The 22,320-nt window shown below is 59.3% G+C and carries 21 protein-coding genes and 2 tRNA genes; 5 read left to right on the plus strand and 18 right to left on the minus strand.

Translation table 11 applies throughout. From position 1 onward, the window contains the following. Positions 1 to 72: 72 nt before the first annotated feature. The 4 genes from crr to cysK form a co-directional block, all read right to left on the minus strand. The gene (gene crr, locus FE240_RS04055; RefSeq protein WP_042046669.1) at positions 73 to 582 is read right to left on the minus strand and encodes a PTS glucose transporter subunit IIA; all 510 of its coding nucleotides are present in this window, start codon (positions 580 to 582) and stop codon (positions 73 to 75) included. Between the two features lie 43 nt (positions 583 to 625). Beyond that, positions 626 to 2,353 carry a phosphoenolpyruvate-protein phosphotransferase PtsI gene (gene ptsI, locus FE240_RS04060; protein WP_193003477.1) on the minus strand — a complete coding sequence of 576 codons (1,728 nt, stop codon included), beginning with the start codon at positions 2,351 to 2,353 and terminating at the stop codon, positions 626 to 628. A gap of 48 nt (positions 2,354 to 2,401) precedes the next feature. Beyond that, entirely contained in the window at positions 2,402 to 2,659 is a 258-nt protein-coding gene (locus FE240_RS04065) for an HPr family phosphocarrier protein (RefSeq protein ID WP_042046664.1), read from the minus strand. 451 nt (positions 2,660 to 3,110) lie between these two features. Then, complete coding sequence (gene cysK, locus FE240_RS04070) at positions 3,111 to 4,079, minus strand: cysteine synthase A (RefSeq protein WP_193003478.1); 969 nt, start codon at positions 4,077 to 4,079, stop codon at positions 3,111 to 3,113. An 826-nt stretch (positions 4,080 to 4,905) separates the two neighbouring features. Between cysK and FE240_RS04075 the strand changes: the two genes are divergently transcribed. Continuing rightward, on the plus strand, positions 4,906 to 6,027 hold the full coding sequence (locus FE240_RS04075; RefSeq protein ID WP_193003479.1) for a beta-ketoacyl-ACP synthase III: 1,122 nt from the start codon (positions 4,906 to 4,908) through the stop codon (positions 6,025 to 6,027). 40 nt (positions 6,028 to 6,067) lie between these two features. Here the strand turns inward: FE240_RS04075 and tsaA are convergent, their stop codons facing one another. The 5 genes from tsaA to cydD all read right to left on the minus strand — a co-directional run bounded on the left by tsaA (position 6,068) and on the right by cydD (position 11,165). Then, positions 6,068 to 6,769 (minus strand): tRNA (N6-threonylcarbamoyladenosine(37)-N6)-methyltransferase TrmO, encoded by a 702-nt coding sequence (gene tsaA, locus FE240_RS04080; protein ID WP_193003480.1) that lies wholly within the window; start codon positions 6,767 to 6,769, stop codon positions 6,068 to 6,070. 58 nt (positions 6,770 to 6,827) lie between these two features. Further along, positions 6,828 to 7,214: a DUF488 domain-containing protein gene (locus tag FE240_RS04085; protein ID WP_042046658.1), complete on the minus strand. Its 387-nt coding sequence runs from the start codon at positions 7,212 to 7,214 to the stop codon at positions 6,828 to 6,830. 16 nt (positions 7,215 to 7,230) lie between these two features. Continuing rightward, positions 7,231 to 7,602 carry an Rcs stress response system protein RcsF gene (gene rcsF / locus FE240_RS04090; RefSeq protein WP_042046657.1) on the minus strand — a complete coding sequence of 124 codons (372 nt, stop codon included), beginning with the start codon at positions 7,600 to 7,602 and terminating at the stop codon, positions 7,231 to 7,233. Between the two features lie 73 nt (positions 7,603 to 7,675). After that, positions 7,676 to 9,403 (minus strand): heme ABC transporter ATP-binding protein/permease CydC, encoded by a 1,728-nt coding sequence (cydC, locus tag FE240_RS04095; protein ID WP_193003481.1) that lies wholly within the window; start codon positions 9,401 to 9,403, stop codon positions 7,676 to 7,678. Next, complete coding sequence (gene cydD / locus FE240_RS04100) at positions 9,396 to 11,165, minus strand: heme ABC transporter permease/ATP-binding protein CydD (protein WP_193003482.1); 1,770 nt, start codon at positions 11,163 to 11,165, stop codon at positions 9,396 to 9,398. The genes cydC and cydD overlap by 8 nt, the downstream gene beginning before the upstream one ends. Positions 11,166 to 11,366: 201 nt before the next feature. Here cydD and FE240_RS04105 point away from each other — a divergent pair. Next, a tRNA-Gly gene (locus FE240_RS04105) sits at positions 11,367 to 11,440 on the plus strand. A gap of 14 nt (positions 11,441 to 11,454) precedes the next feature. Beyond that, a tRNA-Gly gene (locus tag FE240_RS04110) sits at positions 11,455 to 11,529 on the plus strand. A 105-nt stretch (positions 11,530 to 11,634) separates the two neighbouring features. Here FE240_RS04110 and arcA read toward each other — a convergent pair. Then, complete coding sequence (gene arcA / locus FE240_RS04115; RefSeq protein WP_042046653.1) at positions 11,635 to 12,354, minus strand: two-component system response regulator ArcA; 720 nt, start codon at positions 12,352 to 12,354, stop codon at positions 11,635 to 11,637. Positions 12,355 to 12,739: 385 nt separating this feature from the next. On the opposite strand from arcA, the gene FE240_RS04120 reads away from it, so the two are divergent. Continuing rightward, positions 12,740 to 13,126 carry a DUF3293 domain-containing protein gene (locus tag FE240_RS04120; RefSeq protein ID WP_193004440.1) on the plus strand — a complete coding sequence of 129 codons (387 nt, stop codon included), beginning with the start codon at positions 12,740 to 12,742 and terminating at the stop codon, positions 13,124 to 13,126. A gap of 48 nt (positions 13,127 to 13,174) precedes the next feature. After that, positions 13,175 to 13,672, plus strand: a complete 498-nt coding sequence (locus tag FE240_RS04125) for a putative 4-hydroxy-4-methyl-2-oxoglutarate aldolase (protein WP_193003483.1) — start codon at positions 13,175 to 13,177, stop codon at positions 13,670 to 13,672. On the opposite strand, the gene FE240_RS04130 is transcribed toward FE240_RS04125, so the two are convergent. From FE240_RS04130 to FE240_RS04165, 8 genes are all read right to left on the minus strand, one after another. Next, on the minus strand, positions 13,669 to 14,283 hold the full coding sequence (locus FE240_RS04130; RefSeq protein ID WP_193003484.1) for a hypothetical protein: 615 nt from the start codon (positions 14,281 to 14,283) through the stop codon (positions 13,669 to 13,671). The two genes, FE240_RS04125 and FE240_RS04130, sit on opposite strands and share 4 nt — an antisense overlap. Before the next feature lie 8 nt (positions 14,284 to 14,291). After that, positions 14,292 to 16,238, minus strand: coding sequence for an acetate--CoA ligase (gene acs, locus FE240_RS04135; protein WP_193003485.1), 1,947 nt, complete (start codon positions 16,236 to 16,238; stop codon positions 14,292 to 14,294). A gap of 69 nt (positions 16,239 to 16,307) precedes the next feature. After that, the gene (locus tag FE240_RS04140) at positions 16,308 to 18,740 is read right to left on the minus strand and encodes a two-component system response regulator (protein WP_193003486.1); all 2,433 of its coding nucleotides are present in this window, start codon (positions 18,738 to 18,740) and stop codon (positions 16,308 to 16,310) included. A 10-nt stretch (positions 18,741 to 18,750) separates the two neighbouring features. Next, positions 18,751 to 20,193 (minus strand): PAS domain S-box protein, encoded by a 1,443-nt coding sequence (locus FE240_RS04145; protein ID WP_226798973.1) that lies wholly within the window; start codon positions 20,191 to 20,193, stop codon positions 18,751 to 18,753. 70 nt (positions 20,194 to 20,263) lie between these two features. Beyond that, complete coding sequence (locus FE240_RS04150; RefSeq protein WP_193003487.1) at positions 20,264 to 20,632, minus strand: hypothetical protein; 369 nt, start codon at positions 20,630 to 20,632, stop codon at positions 20,264 to 20,266. Continuing rightward, a complete protein-coding gene (locus FE240_RS04155; protein ID WP_193003488.1) occupies positions 20,629 to 21,273 on the minus strand; it encodes a molecular chaperone TorD family protein in 645 nt (214 codons plus the stop codon). Before FE240_RS04155 ends, FE240_RS04150 begins: the two co-directional genes overlap by 4 nt. A gap of 79 nt (positions 21,274 to 21,352) precedes the next feature. Beyond that, positions 21,353 to 21,760 carry a GFA family protein gene (locus FE240_RS04160; RefSeq protein WP_193003489.1) on the minus strand — a complete coding sequence of 136 codons (408 nt, stop codon included), beginning with the start codon at positions 21,758 to 21,760 and terminating at the stop codon, positions 21,353 to 21,355. Next, the gene (locus tag FE240_RS04165) at positions 21,757 to 22,245 is read right to left on the minus strand and encodes a GNAT family N-acetyltransferase (RefSeq protein WP_193003490.1); all 489 of its coding nucleotides are present in this window, start codon (positions 22,243 to 22,245) and stop codon (positions 21,757 to 21,759) included. Before FE240_RS04165 ends, FE240_RS04160 begins: the two co-directional genes overlap by 4 nt. Positions 22,246 to 22,320 lie beyond the last annotated feature (75 nt).

The raw sequence follows: 22,320 nt of genomic DNA on the forward strand, positions 1-22,320 counted from the left end.
AGGGGGACAAAAAAAAACCGAAGCCACTGGCTTCGGTTTTTTTATGACCAACGCGGTAAGACCGCGTCAGGCTTACTTCTTGATACGCAGAACCGGGGTTTCGCCCACGGTGACGGTACCTGTCAGCTTGGTCAGTTCTTTGATCTCATCCATGTTGGAGATGACGACCGGAGTCAGGGTGGACTTGGCCTTCTCTTCCAGCAGAGCCAGATCGAACTCGATAACCACGTCGCCCTTCTTGACCTGTTGGCCTTCCTGAGCGATACGCTTGAAGCCTTCGCCCTTCAGCTCAACGGTGTCGATACCGAAGTGAACGAACAGCTCGATGCCGCTATCGGACTCCAGGGAGAACGCATGGTTGGTCTCAAAGATCTTGCCGATGGTGCCATCGCACGGTGCAACCATCTTGTTGCCGGCCGGCTTGATAGCAATACCGTCGCCCACGATCTTCTCGGCAAACACGACATCCGGTACATCTTCGATCGGAACAATTTCACCGGACAGCGGGGCAAAGATTTCAATGCCGCCGGTATCGCTGCTGTCGTCGGAGACCAGTTTCTTCAGTTTGTCGAACAGACCCATAGTAAAGCTCCTAGAGAATTATTGTCGCTATTTGCAGCCGATCTTAGCAGACTGCCTTCTGCTTGATAAAGCTATCGACGCAGGCTTCGATTTCGGCGGCCGTGGCAAAGCTCAGTGCTTGGTCTGCCATTGCCTTCACATCATCGAAGTTGGTGTTACGGATAAGCTTCTTGATGCGCGGGATGGAGATGGCGCTCATGGAGAACTCATCCAGACCCATCCCCAGCAGCAGCAGGGTAGCTCGCTCGTCACCTGCCAGTTCACCACACATGCCGGTCCACTTGCCTTCGGCGTGGGACGCGTCAATCACCATCTTGATGAGGTTCAGGACGGAGGGTGACAGCGGATTGTACATGGCAGAGATCATCTCGTTGCCACGGTCAACCGCCAAGGTGTACTGGGTCAGATCGTTGGTGCCGATGCTGAAGAAGTCCACTTCCTTGGCCAGGTGGCGAGCCATCACGGCAGCCGCCGGAGTCTCTACCATGATACCTACTTCGATGTCCTCATCAAAGGCATGGCCTTCGGCGCGCAGTTCGGCCTTGAGCTGTTCCACGGTGGCCTTGAGGCTGCGGAACTCTTCGACGGAGATGATCATCGGGAACATGATGCGCAGCTTACCGAAGGCGGAGGCACGCAGAATGGCGCGCAGCTGGGCATTCATGATATCGGTGCGGTCGAAGAAGATGCGCACGGCGCGCCAGCCCAGGAACGGGTTCATCTCCTTCGGGAAGTTCATGTAGGGCAATTCCTTGTCACCACCGATGTCCATGGTACGGACGATGATCGGTTGGTTCGGCATGGCCTCTGCCACTTCTTTATAGGCCTGGAACTGCTCATCTTCGCTCGGCAGGGCGTCGCGATCCATGAACAGGAATTCGGTACGGTACAGACCCACGCCTTCGGCGCCGTTGCGGATGGCGCCGTCAGTATCCTTGACGGTACCGATGTTGGCGCAAACCTCGACCTGATGGCCATCAAGGGTGATGGCGGGCAGATCTTTGAGCTTGGCCAGCTCTTCCTTCTCCGCCAGGTGACGAGCCTGGGTCTCTTTGAACTGGGCCAGCTCGGCCTCGCTCGGATTGATCACCACCTTGTTGTTGATGGCGTCGAGCAGCACCATGTCGCCGTTCTTGACGCGATTGGTGATGTCATTAGTGCCCACGATGGCCGGCAGCTCAAGGGAGCGGGCCATGATGGAGGTGTGGGAGGTACGGCCACCGATGTCGGTGACAAAGCCCAGCACGTATTTCAGGTTGATCTGAGCGGTCTCGGAAGGCGTCAGGTCTTTGGCGACCAGGATGACCTCTTCGTCGATGGTGCTCAGGTTGACAACGGGGATGCCCAGCGCGTTTTTGATAAGGCGGGAGCCGATGTCACGGAAGTCGGTAGCTCGTTCGCGCAAGTAGGGGTCATCGAGCTCGGCCATCATGTTGGCGTACTGCTCGATGACTTCATGGATTGCCCGATCGGCGGTCGCATTGTTCTCTTTGATGAAGGACTTGATATCGTTTTCCAGCTCTTCATCTTCGAGCAGCATGATGTGGCCTTCGAAGATGGCCTCTTTTTCTTCCCCGAAGGTACGACCGGCCATCTCTTTGATGGCTTCCAACTGGGTAGCCGATTTAGCTCGGGCTTCAATGAAGCGGTTGATTTCGGTGTCAGCCTGCTCGCCAGTGATGGGCGCCTGGTTGATAACGATTTCTTCTTCTTTCAAAAGAAGCGCCTTGCCGAATGCGATACCGGGAGACGCAAGAATGCCAGATATCATAACCCTTCCTAATAGAACCTAAGACTGTGGGGGTAAAGAAAAGCTGGATTACTCCAGCTCATCCATCAGGGCTACCAGTTTCTCAACGGCTTGCTGTGCGTCCGGGCCGTCGGCCTGGATGGTCACCTGAGTACCCTTGGTCAGACCCAGGGTCTGGAGCTTGAACAGGCTCTTGGCGCTGGCAGACTTACCACCAGAAACCACGGTGATCTCGCTCTGGAACTCTTTGGCTTCTTTGACGAACTGAGCTGCCGGACGGGTGTGCAGACCGTTTTCAGCAGTGATAACTACAGACTTCTCGTACATGGTTTAACCCCATATTATTGATATTTTTGCGTCAGGAAACGGTTGCGGAACCGTTTTCCTGACAGTCGTAAACTGGATATGTTGTAAAGTAACGAAATCGAACCTGCAATGGTTTAATCCAGGTCAATTTTCTGTGTACTAGTTCTCATCGAGGCTAGAGCATTTTCCAACCAAACACATCATAACCCGCGCTACGCTTGGGGTTTGATTATTTCACGACAAAAATTAACACTTTGTTACCTTATGATACCTGCTCGGAATTCAGCTGGCGACGGCCCATAGAATATGAGATTTATCACAGATTGTCTGCAATTTTTGTCAGTTGAAAATCCGTTTTTTTACCCATAAAAAAAACAGCCTCATGAATGCCTGTCGGGGGTGAGGCTAGTCAATAGCAACGCGGCGCTCAAGGGAGCGCCGCGTTTTGTCGACCGGATTGGTAGGAAATGACTTACTGCTGGAGTTCCTGCTCGGAGAAGACGCCGGCAAACAGGGCGCTGGAGAGATAGCGCTCGGCGGCACTCGGCAGGATGACGACAATGGTCTTACCCTCGAACTCTGGCAGCTCGGCCAGACGGTTGGCGGCGACCACGGCAGCGCCTGAACTGATCCCGGCCAGGATACCTTCCTCTTCCATCAGGCGGCGCGCCATCTCGATGGCGTCATCGCTGGTGACCTTCTCAACCCGGTCGATGAGTGACAAGTCCAAGTTGCCCGGGATGAAGCCGGCCCCGATCCCCTGGATCTTGTGCGGGCCGGGTTTGAGCTCTTCACCGGCCAGTTTCTGGCTGATAACCGGGGATTCTGCCGGCTCGACGGCGACCGAGACGACGGCCTTGCCTTGGGTCTGTTTCAGGTAGCGCGAGACGCCGGTCAGGGTACCACCGGTGCCGACACCAGCCACGAACACGTCCACGGCGCCATCGGTGGCTTCCCAGATTTCGGGGCCGGTGGTCTTCTCGTGGATCTCCGGGTTAGCCGGGTTCTCGAATTGCTGCAGCAGCACATACTTGTCCGGATCTGAGGCCAGGATTTCGTCGGCCTTGGCGATCGCCCCCTTCATGCCGAGCGGACCTTCTGTCAGCACCAGCTTGGCGCCGAGTGCTTTGAGCAGCTTACGGCGCTCGAGGCTCATGGTTTCCGGCATGGTGAGGGTAATAGGATAACCACGGGCTGCGGCCACGAAAGCCAGGGCGATGCCTGTGTTGCCGCTGGTCGGTTCGATCAGCTCCTTGCCCGGCTTGAGGACGCCACGTTTCTCGGCATCCCAGATCAGATTGGCACCGATACGGCACTTGACGCTGAAGCTGGGGTTACGGCTCTCAATCTTGGCCAGGACACGTCCCTTGGTCACACGATTGAGACGCACAAGGGGGGTGTTGCCGATGGTCAGGCTGTTGTCCTCGTAAATCTTGCTCATGGTGCTGATCCCTGTGGTTTCGGTCAAATATGGGTCAAGAGTAACGCTTCGTATCCGAATGGGAAGTGACGAATTGTTATAACCATATGTTATTAGTACCTATGTGGCTTATGCTGCGGGTCTCCCCCCGCCGGGAGGGGAATGCAGCAACACTACCCTGCATCAGAGGCAGCCAATGCCTCCATTGGTGCGGAAAACGCCGTGGCTCATCAAGGTGAGCCGGATCTCGGGCAGAGCATGCTCGCCGGGGAAGGTGGCCGTGAGCCGATCGCCCGCTATATCAAGTCGATCCTCGAGCCCCTGCTGGGAGTTCGATGTGGTTGCGTGCCGGAATGCTCCTGGGTCGGGTGCTCCGCCAGTGATCACTTCTTCAATGTAAGGGAGCCATGCGCCCATCTTATCGGGGGCTGCGGCTCTTTTCGGCCTTGGATCACGAGTTGAAACAGTTGGAGTACGTCTATTTCCACAACAGTCTTTATGATTTCGTCTGGCAAGATAAGGTGCCATGCGGAGTGCATCGCTGCGGCATGGTGATGGCGGCGATAAGCGGGGATCTTAGTCGGTGATGCTACAGTGGCCCTACGCTATCACCTGGCTGGATAGCTCGGTCGAGCCGTGAAGCGAAGATCTGGGTTAAAGGTTTGGGTTACGTCATGCCACTTTTCCAAGGCGAAGTGGCGCCATGTCACCCCGCGCCGGAGGCTCTGGCCCCTCTCTGAGGAATGCGCTCGCAGCTGGGTGAGCGCATGTCTTCACTGAACTTGGCAGGCCGAGCCGGTGGTGCAACGATAAACGAGGTCGCCAAGCGACCCATCAAGGAGCTGAAATGACATCCATCGTGATTAGCGGCAGTGGCCTCTATACCCCGCCCCATGCCGTCGCTAACGAAGAGCTGGTTAAGGCGTTCAACCGCTGGGTTGATCTTTATAACGAAGAGAATGCCTCGGCCATCGACGCCGGCCAGATCCCGGCCAAACAGTATTCCAGCTGCGAGTTCATCGAGAAGGCGTCGGGGATCAAGAGCCGCTACCTGGTGAGCCGGGAGGGGGTTCTCGACCCCGAGGTGATGCAGCCGCTCATCCCGGAGCGTGGCGATGACAAACCCTCTGTCATGGTGGAGATGGCGGTAGCGGCAGCCGAGCAGGCGCTGCTGGCCGCTGGTCGTGAGCCGGGCGAGATTGATCTCATCATCGTCGCCGCTTCCAATATGCCGCGCCCCTATCCGGCGCTCGCCATCGAGTTGCAGCACTACCTGGGCGCTGGCGGGGCGGCGTTCGACATGAACGTGGCCTGCTCGTCAGCCACCTTTGCCATCAAGACCGCCGCCGATATGCTGGCGGCCGGCACGGCCAGGGCGGCGCTGGTGGTTAACCCGGAGATCTGCTCCGGCCACTTAAATTTCCGCGATCGCGACAGCCACTTCATCTTCGGCGATGCCTGCACCGCCCTCGTGCTGGAGCGTGAGGGCTCGAGCCGCCAGCCACACCCGTGGGCGCTGGTCGATGCACGTCTGGTGACTCAGTACTCCAACAACATCCGCAACAACTTCGGCTTTCTCAACCGGTGCAGCCCGGACACCCGCTACAGCCATGACAAGCTGTTCGTACAGCAGGGGCGCAAGGTGTTCAAGGAGGTGCTGCCGATGGTCAGTGAGCTGGTCACCACCCAACTGGCCGAGGCGGGCTGGCAGAGCCAAGTGCTGGCACGGCTGTGGTTGCACCAGGCCAACCTCACCATGAACCAGTTCATCGCCCGCAAGATACTGGGGCATGACGCCAGCACCGACGAGGCGCCGGTGATTCTGGATCGCTACGCCAACACCAGCTCGGCCGGCTCCATCATCGCCTTTCACCTGCACAATCAGGATCTGCCAGCCGGGGCGCGCGGCGTGCTCTGCTCGTTCGGCGCCGGCTACTCGGTCGGCAGTCTGCTACTCGAGCGGCGCTAGCCTTGGTAAAACACAACGCCACCGTAAGGTGGCGTTGTCGTCACAGGGACTCGATGGCCGTGATCTCGCACTCGGGTTCATGGATACGAAAGCGCACGTTCATGTCGTACAGGCGTACCCCGTACTCCTTGTCATCCGGCTTGCCCTTCTTGTAGGCCGGGCGCGGGTCTTGGGCCAGCACCTCGCTTAAAAAGGTACGCAGGGCGGGCAGATCGCGGCGCCGGGCCAGCGCCGCCTCGGCTTCGGGGTGAAAGCGCACGCTGAGCAGATCCCTTGGCGGCTCAGGGGCGAAGCCACCCCGGGCGTGGGGCAGGCTGTCGGCATAGGGGAGGTAGGGTTTGATGTCGACGACAGGGGTGCCGTCGAGCAAGTCCACGGCGCCGAGTTCGAGCCAAACGCCCCCCTTTTCCAACGTGATACCGAGCAGGGGCACCACGGAGAGGCCGAGGGGGTTGGGGCGAAAGGTGGAGCGGGTGGCGAACACCCCGACCCGTTCGTTACCGCCAAGGCGCGGCGGGCGCACCGTGGGGTGCCAGCCCTGCTCCATGGTCTGGTGAAACACGAAGCTGAGCCAGAGGTGGGAGAACTGCTCAAGGCCGCGCACCGCATCTGCCTGGTTGTAGGGCGGCAGCAGCTCGAGCCGGGCGGTGGCCGAGCGAACCAGCCCCGGCTGGCGCGGGATGGCGAACTTCTCCTTGTAGGGGGAGTGGATCACCCCCAGGGTATCGATCTCGAACTTCATGACACATCCCCTGCAAAAAAAACGGGGCAATCTAGCACAGGTGCCCGGGTCACACCATTCATGCCAGTCGGGCGCCGAGTGCCAGCAGCTCGTCGCGCAGCACACTGCGATGGCAGCGCGCCGCCTCTTCGCAGTAGCAGCCGATGGCCAGATCCGTGCTGTGGGAGAGGGCGGCGAGCAGGGCCAGGTTATGGCGCGCCTCGGGGCATTTCAGCTCGGCTTTGTAGCGACGCACGAAGCGCTGCCAGCTCTGCTCGTCCTCGGCCGCCTGGCCGAGCTTCATGGTCTCGCTGCTCGGAGCCAGATTGGGGTACCAGACATCGAACCAGTCGCCGCTGGCGTAGTCACTCTTGGCCACGCCGCGCGGTGGCCGGCGCACTGTGCCGATGCGCAGCCCCTCGCCGGGCTGGCGCGGCGAACCGAGGCGAACGATGGAAAGGGCCATGGGATCAGCTCCGGGGTTACTTCTCTTCGGCGACTTTCAACGCCTGACCGTAGCAGACGATCTGCTTGAGGCAGCCGGAGGTGCCGGTCAGCTCGCTGCACTTGTCCAGCACCAGGCCGTTGCCACCCATGTCGGCAACCTTGGTGCGTGCCTCGGTGCGGGCCGTGGCGGCGCTCGGTACCGGTTGATCGCTCTTCTCCTGACAAGATTGCCCCTCGACGGTGCCGAGATAGAGGTAGTTGAGATCCGCCAGTTGGGACTGCTGGTAAAGCTCGACCCCGCTCGGTTTGAAGTAGTCGTCGAAGTTCTTCTTATCGAGATTGGTATTGAAGGCGAAGTTGGCGCAGCCGCTGGCCAGCAGGGGCATCATCAGGATCAGGCGTTTCATGGTTGCATCTTGTGTCGGGATCGGAGGGGCCATTATAGGGGGGGGCGAGCTTGCTCGGCCAGCCCCCTCCACATCAGGCTGGGGCCAGCCGCTGGTGCAGGCGGCGGTAGTGATCATCCTGGCGCAGCAGGTTGGCGTGGCTGTCGCACAAGCGTACCTTGCCCTCTTCCATCAGGGCGATGCGATCCATCCGCTCCAGCCCGCCGAGGCGATGGGTGATGAGCAGCACGCCGCGCCCGGTGCACAGCTCGTGCAGTAAGGCCATGATGGTCTGCTCTGTCTGGCGATCGAGCCCTTCGGTGGGTTCATCGAGCAGCCACAGGGGGGCGTCGTGCAAGATGGCGCGGGCGATGCCGATGCGGCGCAGCTCGCCGCCGGAGAGCGCTCGTCCCCCTTCGCCTAGCCAGCCATCCAGCCCGTCATCTTCTAGCAACTGGCCGAGCCCAACTTGGAGCAAGACCTCGGTCAGTCGCTCGTCCGACGCCTCGGGGGCGGCCAAGAGCAGGTTGGCGCGCAGGGTGTCGCTAAAGAGATGCACCCGCTGGCTCACCACTGTCATGGCACTGCGTAGCGCCGGTTCACTCAAGTTGGCCAGCGGGATGCCCCCTAGGGTGAGCCGGCCGGAGCTGGGCTCCCACTCCCGGGTCAATAGCGCCAGCAGGGTCGACTTGCCACAGCCGGTTTGACCGAGCAGCGCCACTTTTTCACCGGCACGCAGGGTGAGGGAGCACCCGTGCAGCACGGGGGCGGCGGCCCCCGGATAGGCAAAGTGCAGATCCTCGATCACCAGCTCGCCGTGCGCACCGCTCTCCTGCTCGCCAAACGCCAGCGGGGTGGCCTCCTCCAGGATCTGATTGAGACGCCGAGCGGCGGTGAGGCTGGCGGTGAGGTGCTGGAAGGCACCCGCCAGCGGCATCATGGCCTCGAAGCTGGCCAGGGTGGCGAACACCATCAGGGCGGTGAAGGGGTCTGGCGCTTGTCCGGCCACCCCGTGGCCAGCCAGCCACAGCATCAGCACCAGACTCCAGCCACTGATGAGCCCCATCAGCGCCGCCGACAGCCCCGTGATACGGGCCATGGTGCGCTGGGAGGCGATCAGGGCTTGCTCCTCTTCACGCAGCCGAGTGAGCTGGGCGGAGGCCGCGGCAAACATCTGTAGCTCGGCCTGGGCCCCCAGGTAGTCGAGCACCCGGGTGCGCAGGGCGGCGCGCCGCTCGATCAAGGCCTTGCCCGGCCCCTTGCCGAGACGGTAGAAAAGCAGCGGCAGCACTACCAGGGTAGCCAGCAGGATGGCGCCGAGGATCAGCGCCAGCGAGCGGTCAAACAGAGCGAGGAACCCCACCATGGCGAGCGATCCGAGCAGGGCCACGCCGATGGGGGTGATAAGGCGCAGGTAGACGTGATCGAGCGCGTCGATATCGGCCACCAGGCGGTTGAGCAGGTCAGAGTGGCGAAAGCGTCCTAGCGTCGCGCTGGAAAGGGGCGAGAGACGCTGCCAGAACCAGACCCGCAGCCGGGTCAGCACCCGGAAGGTGGCGTCGTGGCTCACCACCCGCTCCCCCCAGCGTCCGGCGGTGCGGATGATGGAGAAGAAGCGAACCCCGCCCGCTGGGGTCATGTAGTTGAAGTGATCGCGCGTGAATACGCTCAGCCCGGCCACGGCGGCCGCGCTTAAGAACCAACCGGAGAGTGACAGCAGACCCATGCCGGCGATCAGGGTCACCAGCGCGAGCAGCAGGCCGAGGGAGAGGCTGCCCCAATGTTGGCGATAAAGGCGCAGGTAAGGGAGCAGATCACGCATCGAGGTCACCTCCTTCACGTTCGGCCAGCAGGGCGGCAAAGGGGCCGTCAGCCCGGCTCAAGGTGCGCCACGGCCCCTGCTCGACCAGTTGCCCGCGTGCGAGCACCAAGATCTGATCCATGGTCTCGAGCTGCTCGATGCGATGGGTGATCATCACCAAGGTCTGACGGCACACCACCTCAGCCAGACTGGCCATGATGGCGCGCTCGGAGTGACGATCCAAACTGGCGGTCGGCTCATCGAGCACCATCAGCGCGGTGGGTTTGAGCAGCGTTCTGGCCAGGGCGATGCGCTGGGCCTGACCGACCGAGAGGCCGGTGGCCGCATCGCCGAGGCGGTAGTCGAGCCCCTTGGCTGCGACGAACTCCCAGGCTTGGGCGCGGCGCAGGGCAATCTCGAGGGTAGCATCGTCGGCTGCGGGATCGGCCAGTAGCAGGTTGTCGCGCACCGAGGCGGTCAGCAGTTGCGGGTTCTGGGAGAGCCAGCCCACATGGCGGCGCCATTGGGGCATGTCGAGATCGCGCAGCTCCTGGCCATTGACCTTCAGATTGCCCCGATAGGGCATGAAGCCAAGCAGGGCGTTGATGAGCGAACTCTTGCCGGCCCCGCTCACCCCGACCAGAGCCACCTGTTGGCCTGGCTCAATGGTGAAGGAGAGGGGGCCGACCAGGGTCTTGCCCTCGGCACTTAACACCTCAAGGGCTCGCGCTTCGATGTGAATGGGGGCCGAGGCCGAGAAAGGCTCAGCACCAGAGGCAGGCTCGGTCACTTCGGCTTCGAGGAAGGCGAGCAGCTGCTCGGCGGCACCGATGGCCTGTGCCCTGGCATGGTAGTGGGTGCCAAGCTCGCGCAGGGGGGCGTAGAACTCGGGGGCGAGGAAGAGCACAAACAGGCCGGTGAAGAGGGTGACCTCGGCGCCGTAATGGCCGAAATCGAGGTGATCGATATAGGTAAAACCAAAGTAGACGGCCACCAGCGCCACCGAGATAGCGGCGAAAAACTCCAGTACGGCGGTACTGAGGAAGGCCAGCCGCAGCACCTCCATGGTGCGCTCGCGAAACTCCTCTGAGGCGCGCTCGATCGCTTTGCCTTCGGCAGCGGCGCGCAAAAACAGTTGCAGGGTGCGCAGCCCCTTGAGTCGATCGAGGAAATGGCCGGAGAGGCGCTCGAGCGAGCGGAAGTTGCGCCGGTTGGCATCGGCCGCACCGACGCCAACTAGGATCATGAACAGTGGAATCAGGGGTGCGGTGCCGAGCAGGATGAGCCCCGCCGCCCAGTTGACCGGAAAGACCGCAACCAGGATCACCAGCGGGATGAAGACGGCAATGGCCATCTGCGGTAGGTAACGGGCGAAGAAGTCCTGCATCTCTTCTATCTGCTCGAGCAGCAGGCTGGCCCAACTGCCGGCCGGACGACGCTGAACATAGGCGGGCCCGAGGGCGGTGAGACGGGTCAGCACCAGATCGCGAATGGTCTGGCGTACGGTGGCGCCGGCATGGAACCCCGTCACCTCGCGGCCATAGGCAGCGAGTGCCTTAAGGGCGGTGACGGCCAGTAGGGCGGCAAAATGGGGGAGATACTGCTCGGGGGTATGCCCCAGCATAATGAAGCCGTGCAGCAGGGTCGCCAGTAACCAGGCCTGGGCGACCATCAGCATGCCCTGAACCAGCCCGAGCGTAATACAAAGGGCTATCCAGCGCCGGCCATGGGCCGACTGTTTGCGCAGCCAGCCGTACAGGTGCCGCTGTGTCTGTTTATCCATGCCACCTCCGGATGCGTGGGGTGGCGCAAGACTATCCTCGCGCCATGGGCTTGGCAACCTTAGTGCACGGAGTAAAGGGGATGTTGAGGGTGAAAAATAGCCGTCTTGGATGAAGAGTGTGCAAACGCACGGGGGAAGTGCAAAAAAATAGTGAAATGGCGTTGCGCTTATCCTTAAAAGTCATATAGTAAGGCGCACAAAGCGGGTGTAGTTCAATGGTAGAACGGGAGCTTCCCAAGCTCTTAACGTGGGTTCGATTCCCATCACCCGCTCCATACATTGATGTTTGGCGGGCATCGTATAATGGCTATTACCTCAGCCTTCCAAGCTGATGATGCGGGTTCGATTCCCGCTGCCCGCTCCAATCATGAAAAACCCGCTCATCGAGCGGGTTTTTTGCTATTGGCGGTTTGTGGGTGCCAAGGCAACAAAAAAGGGCGCCTAAGGCGCCCTTTTTGCATCAGCCGGATTATTCCACTTCCAGCTCGCCGCAGAAGCGATAGCCTTCGCCATGGATGGTGGCGATGATCTCCGGAGTGTCAGTGACGCTCTCGAAGTGCTTGCGGATACGGCGGATGGTCACATCCACGGTGCGGTCGTGAGGCTTGAGCTCACGGCCGGTCATTTTCTTGAGCAGTTCGGCTCGGGTCTGGATCTGGCCCGGGTTCTCGCAAAAATGCAACATGGCGCGAAACTCGGAGCGCGGCAGCTTGAACACATCGCCGGTGGGGCTCACTAGGGCCCGGCTGTTGATATCCAGCGCCCAGCCGTTAAAGGTGTAGCGCTCGACCTGCTTCTTCTCTTCACCCAGGCCGTTGACGTTCATGGTTCGACCCAGCAGATTGCGGGCCCGAATGGTCAGTTCACGCGGGTTGAACGGCTTGGTGATGTAGTCATCGGCACCGATCTCAAGGCCGAGGATCTTATCCACTTCGTTGTCGCGACCGGTCAGGAACATCAGGGCGATGTTGTCGTGCTCGCGCAGCTCGCGAGCCAGCAACAGCCCGTTCTTACCAGGCAGGTTGATGTCCATGATCACCAGATTGATGGTGTGCTCGGTGAGGGCCTGGTGCATCTCATCGCCGTTGTTGGCTTCGAGCACGGTATACCCTTCGGCCTCGAAGATGCTCTTGAGGGTATTGCGGGTGACCAGTTCGTCTTCGACGATCAGAATGTGTGGTGTTTGCATGGATGTTCCCAAATTTGTAGCAACTGATTATTCAAAATTTAACACTGATTGGTACTTCCGCCCCTGACCCCCGGAGTCCTGAAAAAGAATTACATCATCCTGAGGGAACAGGTCAGGTCGGAAAAACCTGTAATCTGGTTGTGGCACAATCCATGGCCGCTCAACAGTCTCTGGTTTTGAAGGCAGACCGCATCCGTGAAGGTAATCCGTTAACAGCAGAGGTGGCATTTTAGCAATTAACAGTGGCATAACAACACTCTTTGCGGTTGGGTAGCAAGTTTTTAACTCAGGTTTGATATAAGTCAAAACAGTGTTTACACCAAGATACGTAGCTGTGAGCAAGGTCGAAACCGCCTCTCATTTTAACTCAAAAGAGGTATTCGATATGTGGGAAAACTACAAACAAATCTGCTTTATCGCCCCATCAGCACCTCCTGAGTGGGACGATTACGCCATCATCACAGCTTGGAATCCTGGTAGCCTGCCCCTGTCGCAGGAACAAAATGAGGGGCGGCATCGAGCTTTGCAGGAGCGGGTGTGCCATTTTCCCTCCCAAGAGGTGTGGGGGAGTGCCCCGGATCGCTCATGGCAGGAGTTCAGTCTGGCGGTTGCCTGTCCTCTGCCCTTTGCCCTCTCGCTGGCAGAAGAGTTTGGACAAAATGCCATTTACTGGGTCGAAAAAGGGGAGCTCTTCTTGCTGCCAGTGCGACTACGGCATGAGAGGGAGAGCTTAGGGAGGATTGCGCGCTGCTGGATTGCCGATGCAACTTAGAGGTGAAATAATGAACATTCATTTGTCAAGGATGATAAAGGAGTGTTCATGTCTCTTCCGGCTCCCTTCGATCTGCTTCCTGATCTTTGTGACAACCATCAGGGGTTGCTCCACGTCGCCGCCCCTGGTTTTGTCGACTTCGGCGGCAAAAAAACGTTTCACGGGGTTGCTGTGACCCTTTCATGTTTCGAAGATAACAGCCTGGTCCGCGACTTGGTGGGACAAGACGGCCATGGCAAGGTGCTGGTGATCGATGGAAAGGGGTCGCTGAGGCGGGCGCTGCTTGGCGATTTGCTGGCACAAAAAGCCATGGACAATGGCTGGGAAGGGATCGTTATCAATGGGGCGGTGCGTGATGTGGTGACACTGGGTTCTTTGCCTCTGGGGGTCAAGGCACTGGCAGCCTGTCCGGTGAAAACCGAGAAGTTAGGTGCCGGAGAGCTGGGGCTGGTGGTGAGCTTTGCCGATGTGACGATTCATCCCGGTGATTATATCTATGCCGATCCCAACGGACTGGTTGTCAGTCGGGTTCAGTTACCTGCTTAGAACTGAAACCCAAGGCCCAGAGTCAGGCTTTGTTCGGTGCTGACACCAATGTCGGCTTGCAGGGAGAGCGATGATGGCAATTGGTAGACGCCGTTGAATTGCAGCTGAGTATGGGCTGATGCCCGGTGGAGCTGTCGTATCTGGCTACCCAAGCTCAACGATGGCATCAGCTGATAACGTACACCGGATCCCAGTGTGTAGCCTTGAGCCTCTTCGCTGGAAGAGAGCATTGAACCGGCCTCGACAAACCAGTACCAGCTCTCTGACAGGGGGAGCTGATACCCTGAATTGATGATCCAGAGATCGAAATGTTCATGCTCTGTATTGTTTTGTTTTCCCATCAACACGCCGGAATAGCCGTGGGTATAGAGTGACTCGCTCGTACTGCGTTCACTCAGTACATCGTCCCATGTCGCTGCGCTAGCGCTGACAGAGAGCAGTATGCTTGCCCACCCCCACAATACCGGCAATGCGCTCATTGGACCTCTCCTTGTTGCCAGACGAGGTACAAGCATGGCACATGCGACCAGCTCGCCACCGAATATTTTATCAGCAGTTGCTATCGTGGCAGCAACAAAAAGCCGGCCATAATAGGCCGGCGGCTGGTTCATGAATGTGCTCAGGCTGCCTGAGACTTCTCCTTGATGAGTTTGTCGACGACCCCCGGATCAGCCAGGGTCGAGATATCACCCAGGCTATCCGTCTCGCCGGTGGCAATCTTGCGCAAGATACGGCGCATGATTTTTCCTGAGCGGGTCTTGGGCAACCCCTCAGCCCAGTGGATGATGTCAGGCGTGGCGATAGCGCCAATCTCCTTACGCACCCACTCTTTGACCTCCTTGTGCAGCTCTCGGCTGGGCTCCTCGCCTGCGATCAAGGTGACATAGGCATAGATCCCCTGGCCCTTGATGTCGTGAGGGACGCCAACCACGGCTGCTTCGGCTATCTTCGGGTGCGCCACTAAGGCTGACTCGATTTCGGCTGTTCCCATTCGGTGGCCGGAGACATTCAGCACATCGTCGACCCGGCCGGTGATCCAGTAGTCACCATCAGTATCACGGCGAGCGCCGTCACCGGTGAAGTAGCGGCCGGGGAAGGTGGAAAAATAGGTCTGCTCGAAGCGTTCGTGATCGCCATAGACGGTGCGCATCTGCCCCGGCCAGGAGTCGGTGATCACCAGATTGCCTTCGGTGGCGCCATCCAGCGGTTCGCCAAGATTATCGACCAACGCAGGTTGTACCCCAAAGAAGGGGCGGGTGGCCGAACCGGGTTTGAGATCGGTCACGCCGGGGAGCGGGGCAATGAGAATGCCGCCGGTTTCAGTCTGCCACCAGGTGTCGACGATGGGGCAGCGCTCATCACCAATGGTGCGGTAGTACCACTCCCAGGCCTCCGGGTTGATGGGTTCCCCCACTGACCCCATGATGCGTAGGCTCTGGCGCGAGGTACCTTGTACGGCTTCGTTACCCTTGGCCATTAAGGCGCGAATGGCGGTGGGGGCCGTGTAGAGAATGGAGACCTGGTGCTTATCCACGACTTGGCTCATTCGATTCGCTGCCGGATAGTTGGGCACCCCTTCAAACATCAGGGTGGTCGCACCGTTAGCCAGGGGGCCATAGACCAAGTAGGAGTGGCCGGTGACCCAGCCCACATCGGCCGTACACCAGTAGATATCCTCGTCGTGATAGTCGAAGACATACTTGAAGGTCATGGTGGCATAGACGAGATAGCCACCGGTGGTGTGCAGCACGCCCTTAGGCTTACCGGTGGAGCCTGAGGTATAGAGAATGAAGAGCGGATCTTCTGCATTCATGGGCTCGGCCGGGCAGTCATGACCGACAGTGGCCATGGCGTCATGCCACCAGAGGTCTCGGTGAGCATGCCACGCGATATCACCACCGGTGCGCTTGAGCACGATCACTTTGCTGACCTGGGTCTCCGGGTTGGTGAGCGCCTCATCCACATTTTTCTTAAGTGGCACCGGACGGCCACCGCGCAACCCTTCGTCGGCGGTGATCACGATGGAGGAGCCCGAATCAATGATGCGGCCAGCCAGGGCATCGGGCGAGAAACCACCAAAGACGATGCTGTGCACGGCCCCTATACGGGTGCAAGCCAGCATAGCGATGGCCGCCTCCGGCACCATGGGCATGTAGAGGCACACCACATCACCACGGCGCACCCCCTGCGCTTTCAGCACATTGGCAAATTTGCACACCTCTTCGTACAGCTCACGATAGGTCAGTTGGCGATCTTCTGCCGGGTTGTCCCCTTCCCAGATGATGGCAACCTTGTCACCGCGCTCACTCAGGTGGCGATCCAGGCAGTTGGCCGAGACATTGAGCTGGCCGTCTTCATACCACTTGATGGAGACGTGACCGGGATCGAAGGAGGTGTTCTTGACCTTGGTGTAGGGCTTGATCCAATCGACAATCTGGCCGTGTTCACCCCAGAAGGCATCAGGGTTGTCCACCGAGAATTGGTACATGGTGTCATAGCTGGCCCTGTTGATGAGGGCGTGGGAGGCAATCTGTTCTTTGACCGGGTAGACCTTGCTGTCGCTCATAGCGGCTCCTTGGCGAATCGTCCTTTTAATAATTAGGTAACAACTTATACCTTGCGGCCACAGGGACAATTAGACTTTTGGATAGACCGGTGAGCCATGTATTCGCCTATCCCATTGATCTGTCATGTTTGCTGCGGGCTGTGGTTTGCTGAACAGGTAACCTTGGCCATCTTCGCACCCCAACTGTTGCAAGAAATGGTACTGCTCCTCCTGTTCTATCCCCTCCGCAGTGACAGTGAGATCCAGATTGTGCGCCAGTGTGAGAATGGTGCGGCACAGTTCGCAACTGTGACGGTCATGGGGAAGTGGTTGCACGAATGAGCGGTCTATCTTGATGCGATCGATGGGCAGGGACTTAAGCAGACTGAGCGAGGAAAAGCCGGTACCAAAGTCGTCGATGGCGATCATGACGCCGAGCTGTTTGAGGCGACTGAACAGGGTCAGGCTCTGATCCACTTGCTGCATGATGCTCTCTGTGACTTCCAGCTCCAGACGCTCGGGTGGAAATCCCGTTTCATCGAGAATGCCTTGTAATTGCTCTATGTAATCACTGGCGCGTAGTTCACGTACCGATACGTTGACCGCCAGCCGGGTCAGTGGAAATCCGGCTTGTAGCCAGTGTTGCCCCTGTTGACAGGCCGTGCGCATGACCCAGCGCCCTAACCTGTCGATGAGGTCACTCTCCTCTGCGATGGGGATGAATTTGTCCGGCGTCATCAGCCCTCGTTCGCCGTGGTGCCAGCGCAATAGCGCCTCGACGCCACACAACTGGCCTGAATGCAGGGCGATGATGGGTTGGAAGAAGAGTTCCAGTTCCTGACGCTGAATGGCTTGCGAGAGTCCCTGCTCGAGTTTGAGCTTGTCGAGGCTGCGGCGGGCCATGTCGGGGGAGTAAAGTAGGCAACGATTACGCCCCTGGCTCTTGGCTTCATACATGGCGCTGTCGGCCGCTTGCAGCAGGGCTTCTGGGGTGGTGCCATCGTTGGGAAAGATGGAGATACCGATGCTCGCCGAGATGGTCACCGGATCTGAGCACAGCATCAGCGGTAGGCGAATGGTATTGAGGATCTTGTCGGAAAGCACCTCAAGCTCCTGCGGGTGGGTAAGGCGGGGTACTAGGATCAGGAACTCATCGCCGCCAAGGCGGGCCACAATATCAGTGCTGCGGATGATGCCTTGCAAGCGACATGCAAGCACTTTGAGTAGCTCATCCCCTGCGCTATGACCCAGGGTGTCGTTGATCAGCTTGAAGCCATCAAGGTCGAGAAACAGCAATCCCAGACTGTGATGATTGATGCGGGCGGTCTGTAGCTCAATCCCCAGCCGCTCCTGAATGAGGTTGCGATTGCCAAGGCCGGTCAAGGCGTCATGGTAGGCAAGATGGTTGAGCTGTGCCTCGACATGGCGCATGGCGCTGATATCAGAAAACGCGATGACATAGTGGGTGGTCTTGCGTCCCTGCCCATACACGATACTGACGTGCTGCCAGGCCGTGAAGGGTTGGCCATCACGGCGCAAGCAACTCATCTCTCCATGCCAGACCGGGTTCTTGCGCCCAAGGGTGTGCCAGGGATATTGGGAATCCCCCTGCCTGCGCGTCTGCATGAAGCGGTCTGGGGATTGGCCAAGCACTTCATCGCGGGAGAAACCGGTGAGCCGGGTAAATGCAGGATTGACCGAGATGATCTGCTGCTGCTCATCCATGATGATGATCCCTTCTGCCGCCGTGTCGAACACCACATTGGCTTGCCGGAGCAACTCTTCACGTCGGCAGCGTTCGGTGACATCGAGAAAAACGCCGATCATCCCCTTGCGGCCATCTCCTAAGTCGCGGTAGTCGGCATAGAGATCGATCCAGGCCAGATCGCCTTGTGGGCGCAGATAGCCGAGCGTCAGGTTGAAGGCACCATTGCCACGCAGCGCCTTGCGCAGTTGCTGCTGCGAGGGTAGGAGCAGTAACCGGGTAAATTGCTCGATTCCCTGGCAATGACCGTCCGGGAACAACCGGACCAAAGGGTCATTTCCGCTCAGATGCAGGATGTCGCGCTCCATGTCCCATTCCCACAGCCCGAGTGCTGCTGCCTGCATGGCCAGCCGCAAGCGCTGCTCCGTCTGGCGTAAATTCAGCTCGGTGCGGCGGCGGGCCAGCGCCATCTGCAAGGTGGCCTTGAGTTCGCGCAGGTCAAACGGCTTGAGCAAATAGCCATAAGGCAAACTGGCCTCGGCCCGCTCCAGACTCTTCTCCTCGGCATAGGCGGTGAGAAAGATGACCGGCAACTGCCAGCGCTGGAAGATGGTGGATGCCGCCTCGGTGCCATCCATCTCGTCTTCCAGATTGATGTCCATGAGGATCATGTCCGGTTGCAGTGAGCCGGCCAACTGGATGGCGTCGCTCCCTCGTGAGGCCATGCCCACCACCTCGTAGCCGAGATGGGTCAGGCTGTTTTTCAGGTCGAGCGCCACGATGCGTTCATCCTCGACAATCATGATGCGTTGCTGCATGACGTAATTCCTAAGCAATGTGGGGAAGGGAGAGCAGGAAGTGGCAACCGCGTTCACACGGCTCGACACTCAGGTGCCCACTGGCCTGTTCGGTCAGCAGCGGCAGCAGTTGGAAGCCGAGAGTCAGCGTCTCGCCAAGGTGAATATCGCTGGGCAGCCCGATGCCATCGTCTCTGACCGTGATGAAACAACCATCCTCACAGGGGCTGAGGGTGATACAGATGGTGCCGCGTTGTTCATTGGGAAACGCGTGCTTGAAAGCGTTGGAGATGAGTTCGTTGACCAGCAGGCCACAGGGAACGGCCCGCTGTAGATCCAGAGTGATAGGGTGGTCTGGCTGCTGGATATGCAGACGGATGCGGTCGCTATGGGATTGGAAGGTCTCTGATTGCAATCGTGCCAGACGCTGAAGATAGAGGCCCAATTCAACCTGGGCATAGTCATTGCGCTCATAGAGCAATTGATGGATGAGGGCGATGGCCTTGACCCGTCCCTGGCTTTCGCTGAGCAGTTGACTGGCTTCGGGGCTGGCGTGCCGGGTCTGCAAGTTGAGCAGGCTGGAGACCACTTGCAGGTTGTTCTTGACCCTGTGATGCACCTCGTTGAGAAGGGCGGTCTTCTCCTGGAGCGCTTTTTCCAGCATGGCTTGGTCGGCTTTGCGCTTAGTCACATCCTGAATGGTGGCGAGGACATGCAGGCGATCGGCCGCTTGCAGCGGATTGAGGCCGATCTCGACAGGGAATTCGCTACCATCTTTACGCCTGGCATAGAGCTCTTTGCGCCCCGCCATGTCACGCGCTTCGGGTGCGCGCAGAAAATGGCTGCGCCGTTCGAGGTGGCCCCCCCGATAGCGCTCCGGCATCAGAAACTCGATGGGGTGTCCGATCATCTCTTCACGGCGATAACCGAACATGCGTTCCAAGCCGGCATTGACCAACACCAGCAGGCCGTTTTCATCGACCATGGCCAGCCCATCCGGGGCGGCCTCCACCACTTGGCGAAAGCGCTCTTCCGAGCTGTTGACTGCATCTCGATCGAGATGTTGTGCCGTGATGTCTTGCACGATGGCCAGTATGCCGTTGGGCTCACCGCACTCATTGAGCAGGGGAGAGTAAGTGGCCAGCCAGTGACGGGAGCTGCCGCCATGGGCGGCGGTATAACCGCTCAGTGGCAGCTCGACAAACTCTTCGCCCGTGGCAAGCACCTGTAGCAGCAGGGGCTCAATGGTGGAGGCCAGCGTGGGGATGATCTCCCTAATGTGACGTCCCCGATGCGCTTCGATAGCACAGCCATTGATATCGGCTAGCTCCTGGTTGACCTCGCAATAGTGCAGCCGCTTATCGATGATCCCGATCCCCAGTGGGGCGACGGCAAACAGCTGCATCAGCAGTCTGTTGTCACTGAAACCATGGGTGAACAGGCTCTGCGGCTGGTTGAAGAGTCCCGGCGACATGGATGTCCCCTTCTGACAAGGTTGTCAAAGGAGTATGCGTCATCCCGCTGGATGTGCCAGATGGAGGCGATCAGCCCTTGGTTCGAAAACAGGCCTGGATAGAGCGTGAGAGTACCAGCACGCACAAGAGCAGAAAGGGGAGTGCTGACAGCCAATGCAGCAGGGGAGAGCCGGTAAGCTGGCTCTTGTCGGCCAGCTCCAGCCAGGCTGAGAATAGGACAAACATGCCCATGCTCTGAAAACGCCGCCTCAGCACCACCTCGACACCGAGATTAGCCAGATAAAGGGTCAGCAGCATACCGGCCAGGGCCGCCAACTGGCCGGTGCCATAGAGTTCCCGATCCGTATCGAGCAGGAGCATGCCGAGAAGGCGCCACCCCTGCTCGGTGGGTTGCAGGATCAGCAACCAACTGGCAATGAGCAGCCAGGCCGTCTTCACTGCGCCGGTTGGACCAGCGTGAGGTAGTTGGCATCCATGGTCAGGAATACACCGAGCAGGCGGGCACAGGCGCCGTAGAAACCAAATTCATCCTGGCTGCGGCAGCGGGCCTCAAAGTCGGGGTACCAGACGAGCAGGTGCTCGTGCAGCAGTGAGGCTTGCTCATCCAGCCACTGGGTACGATTTTCGGCGCTCTGGGCCTCGGCAGCACGAATGATGAGGCTCCCCATCAGATCCAGCTCGACCGAGAGGTGATCGAAGGGAGGCTCATATTTGTCGTCGACGGCGATGGCAAGACGCTCGAGACGCGCCTGCATCCGAGCTGCACTGTGAGCCTCGTGATGGAAGGTGGATTCAAAAGGCGGCACGTGCGCCGCACTGCTGCGGCTAAACAGCGCAGTGAACTCTTGTGCCAGTGCGGCTTGCCGTGTCGGGCGAACCAGCAGGCGGGCGATGGCGTCGTTGAGCTCGGCAACGGCCTCGCGCATGGGATCCAGGGTCGAGAGGCTCTTGAGGAAACTGCGCACGTCATAGCTGTCGTATTCGGCAATCTCCTCATCGCACAACGGGTGTGCGAACAGAGTGGCAAACCACCAGTAGAGCTCGGCGCGGCGTTCGCTGGTGGCCATAAATTCCTGCATTCATTCCTCCGTAGACGGCAATCGAGGCGTATTGAGCCCGATTTTAACGGCTTTGCTAATAAAGGCCACCCTTGCAGGCTCACTCCTCGCCGGGACGTGTCGTGAAGCGGGGCAGCGTGTCACAGATCTCGTGCCAAGGTGCCTTGGAGCCGACGAAGATGTGGAAGGTCGGTGTCTGACTCGGAGGGGTATCGAGTATCCCAAGGCGCAGGTTGAGCTTATTGCTCGAGCGTTTGAGGCTGTAGAGGCTGGCGCCACAGTGACGGCAGAAGGCGAGACGGGTTTCGGCGGATTTGTCATACAGGGCGATGGCCTCGGCGCCGCGCACCGTGGTGACCAGGGCGGCATCGAGACCACCGACGCTGGAGAAGGCGGCCCCGGTAAATTTGCGGCACTCACTACAGTGGCAGTGACCCACATAGTCGAAACGATCGGGCAGGCGCAGTTGGACGGCGCCGCACAGACAGCTGGCGGTGAGCATGCTCATAAAGGCTCCTGGTTAGGTCGAGGAAAAAGATCATGGTGCATCAGCTGGCCACGGGCATCTGGAGTGCCGACAGGTTGCCAGCCGAGACGGCGATAGAAATTGGCTGCCCGGGTATTGCCAGAGCCAACCCGCAGCCCCGCCCGATGGCTGCCGGCAGCGCGGATGCGCGCCAGCGCTTGGTCGTGCAGCCACAGCCCTGCCCCGCGACCGCGCCATGGCTCGCACAGATAAAGGAGGTAAAGATAGCCTTCCTGCACGCCGTCCGGGCGAACCAATGCAGGGCTCAGCTCGAGCTGACCGATGATCTCATCCTGATGCCAGAGGTGATACAGGCGTCCGAGTTCGTGCAATCGGGCAAGCCAGGCCAGGGTGTCCTGCTCATCGAAGGTATCGAGCTGGCCGAAGCTGATGCGCCAAGCATCGCGGCGAAAGGGGAAGGCGTGGCTCACGTGATGGCTTGGATGGGCGGGAAGCAATTGATACATGGTGGCTGGCGGGGAGGTGATGGCGGAATGCCCATCGTATACCCCTTCTTTAATGCGACGCAATTTACAAGTTAT

This window comes from Aeromonas simiae, from assembly GCF_014892695.1.
Lineage (GTDB): Bacteria > Pseudomonadota > Gammaproteobacteria > Enterobacterales > Aeromonadaceae > Aeromonas > Aeromonas simiae.

Coding starts and splice junctions, on each gene's coding strand:
- crr (WP_042046669.1), bottom strand. CDS start 582: ATGGGTCTGTTCGACAAACTGAAGAAACTGGTCTCCGACGACAGCAGC.
- ptsI (WP_193003477.1), bottom strand. CDS start 2,353: ATGATATCTGGCATTCTTGCGTCTCCCGGTATCGCATTCGGCAAGGCG.
- FE240_RS04065 (WP_042046664.1), bottom strand. CDS start 2,659: ATGTACGAGAAGTCTGTAGTTATCACTGCTGAAAACGGTCTGCACACC.
- cysK (WP_193003478.1), bottom strand. CDS start 4,079: ATGAGCAAGATTTACGAGGACAACAGCCTGACCATCGGCAACACCCCC.
- FE240_RS04075 (WP_193003479.1), top strand. CDS start 4,906: ATGACATCCATCGTGATTAGCGGCAGTGGCCTCTATACCCCGCCCCAT.
- tsaA (WP_193003480.1), bottom strand. CDS start 6,769: ATGAAGTTCGAGATCGATACCCTGGGGGTGATCCACTCCCCCTACAAG.
- FE240_RS04085 (WP_042046658.1), bottom strand. CDS start 7,214: ATGGCCCTTTCCATCGTTCGCCTCGGTTCGCCGCGCCAGCCCGGCGAG.
- rcsF (WP_042046657.1), bottom strand. CDS start 7,602: ATGAAACGCCTGATCCTGATGATGCCCCTGCTGGCCAGCGGCTGCGCC.
- cydC (WP_193003481.1), bottom strand. CDS start 9,403: ATGCGTGATCTGCTCCCTTACCTGCGCCTTTATCGCCAACATTGGGGC.
- cydD (WP_193003482.1), bottom strand. CDS start 11,165: ATGGATAAACAGACACAGCGGCACCTGTACGGCTGGCTGCGCAAACAG.
- arcA (WP_042046653.1), bottom strand. CDS start 12,354: ATGCAAACACCACACATTCTGATCGTCGAAGACGAACTGGTCACCCGC.
- FE240_RS04120 (WP_193004440.1), top strand. CDS start 12,740: ATGTGGGAAAACTACAAACAAATCTGCTTTATCGCCCCATCAGCACCT.
- FE240_RS04125 (WP_193003483.1), top strand. CDS start 13,175: ATGTCTCTTCCGGCTCCCTTCGATCTGCTTCCTGATCTTTGTGACAAC.
- FE240_RS04130 (WP_193003484.1), bottom strand. CDS start 14,283: ATGAACCAGCCGCCGGCCTATTATGGCCGGCTTTTTGTTGCTGCCACG.
- acs (WP_193003485.1), bottom strand. CDS start 16,238: ATGAGCGACAGCAAGGTCTACCCGGTCAAAGAACAGATTGCCTCCCAC.
- FE240_RS04140 (WP_193003486.1), bottom strand. CDS start 18,740: ATGCAGCAACGCATCATGATTGTCGAGGATGAACGCATCGTGGCGCTC.
- FE240_RS04145 (WP_226798973.1), bottom strand. CDS start 20,193: ATGTCGCCGGGACTCTTCAACCAGCCGCAGAGCCTGTTCACCCATGGT.
- FE240_RS04155 (WP_193003488.1), bottom strand. CDS start 21,273: ATGCAGGAATTTATGGCCACCAGCGAACGCCGCGCCGAGCTCTACTGG.
- FE240_RS04160 (WP_193003489.1), bottom strand. CDS start 21,760: ATGAGCATGCTCACCGCCAGCTGTCTGTGCGGCGCCGTCCAACTGCGC.
- FE240_RS04165 (WP_193003490.1), bottom strand. CDS start 22,245: ATGTATCAATTGCTTCCCGCCCATCCAAGCCATCACGTGAGCCACGCC.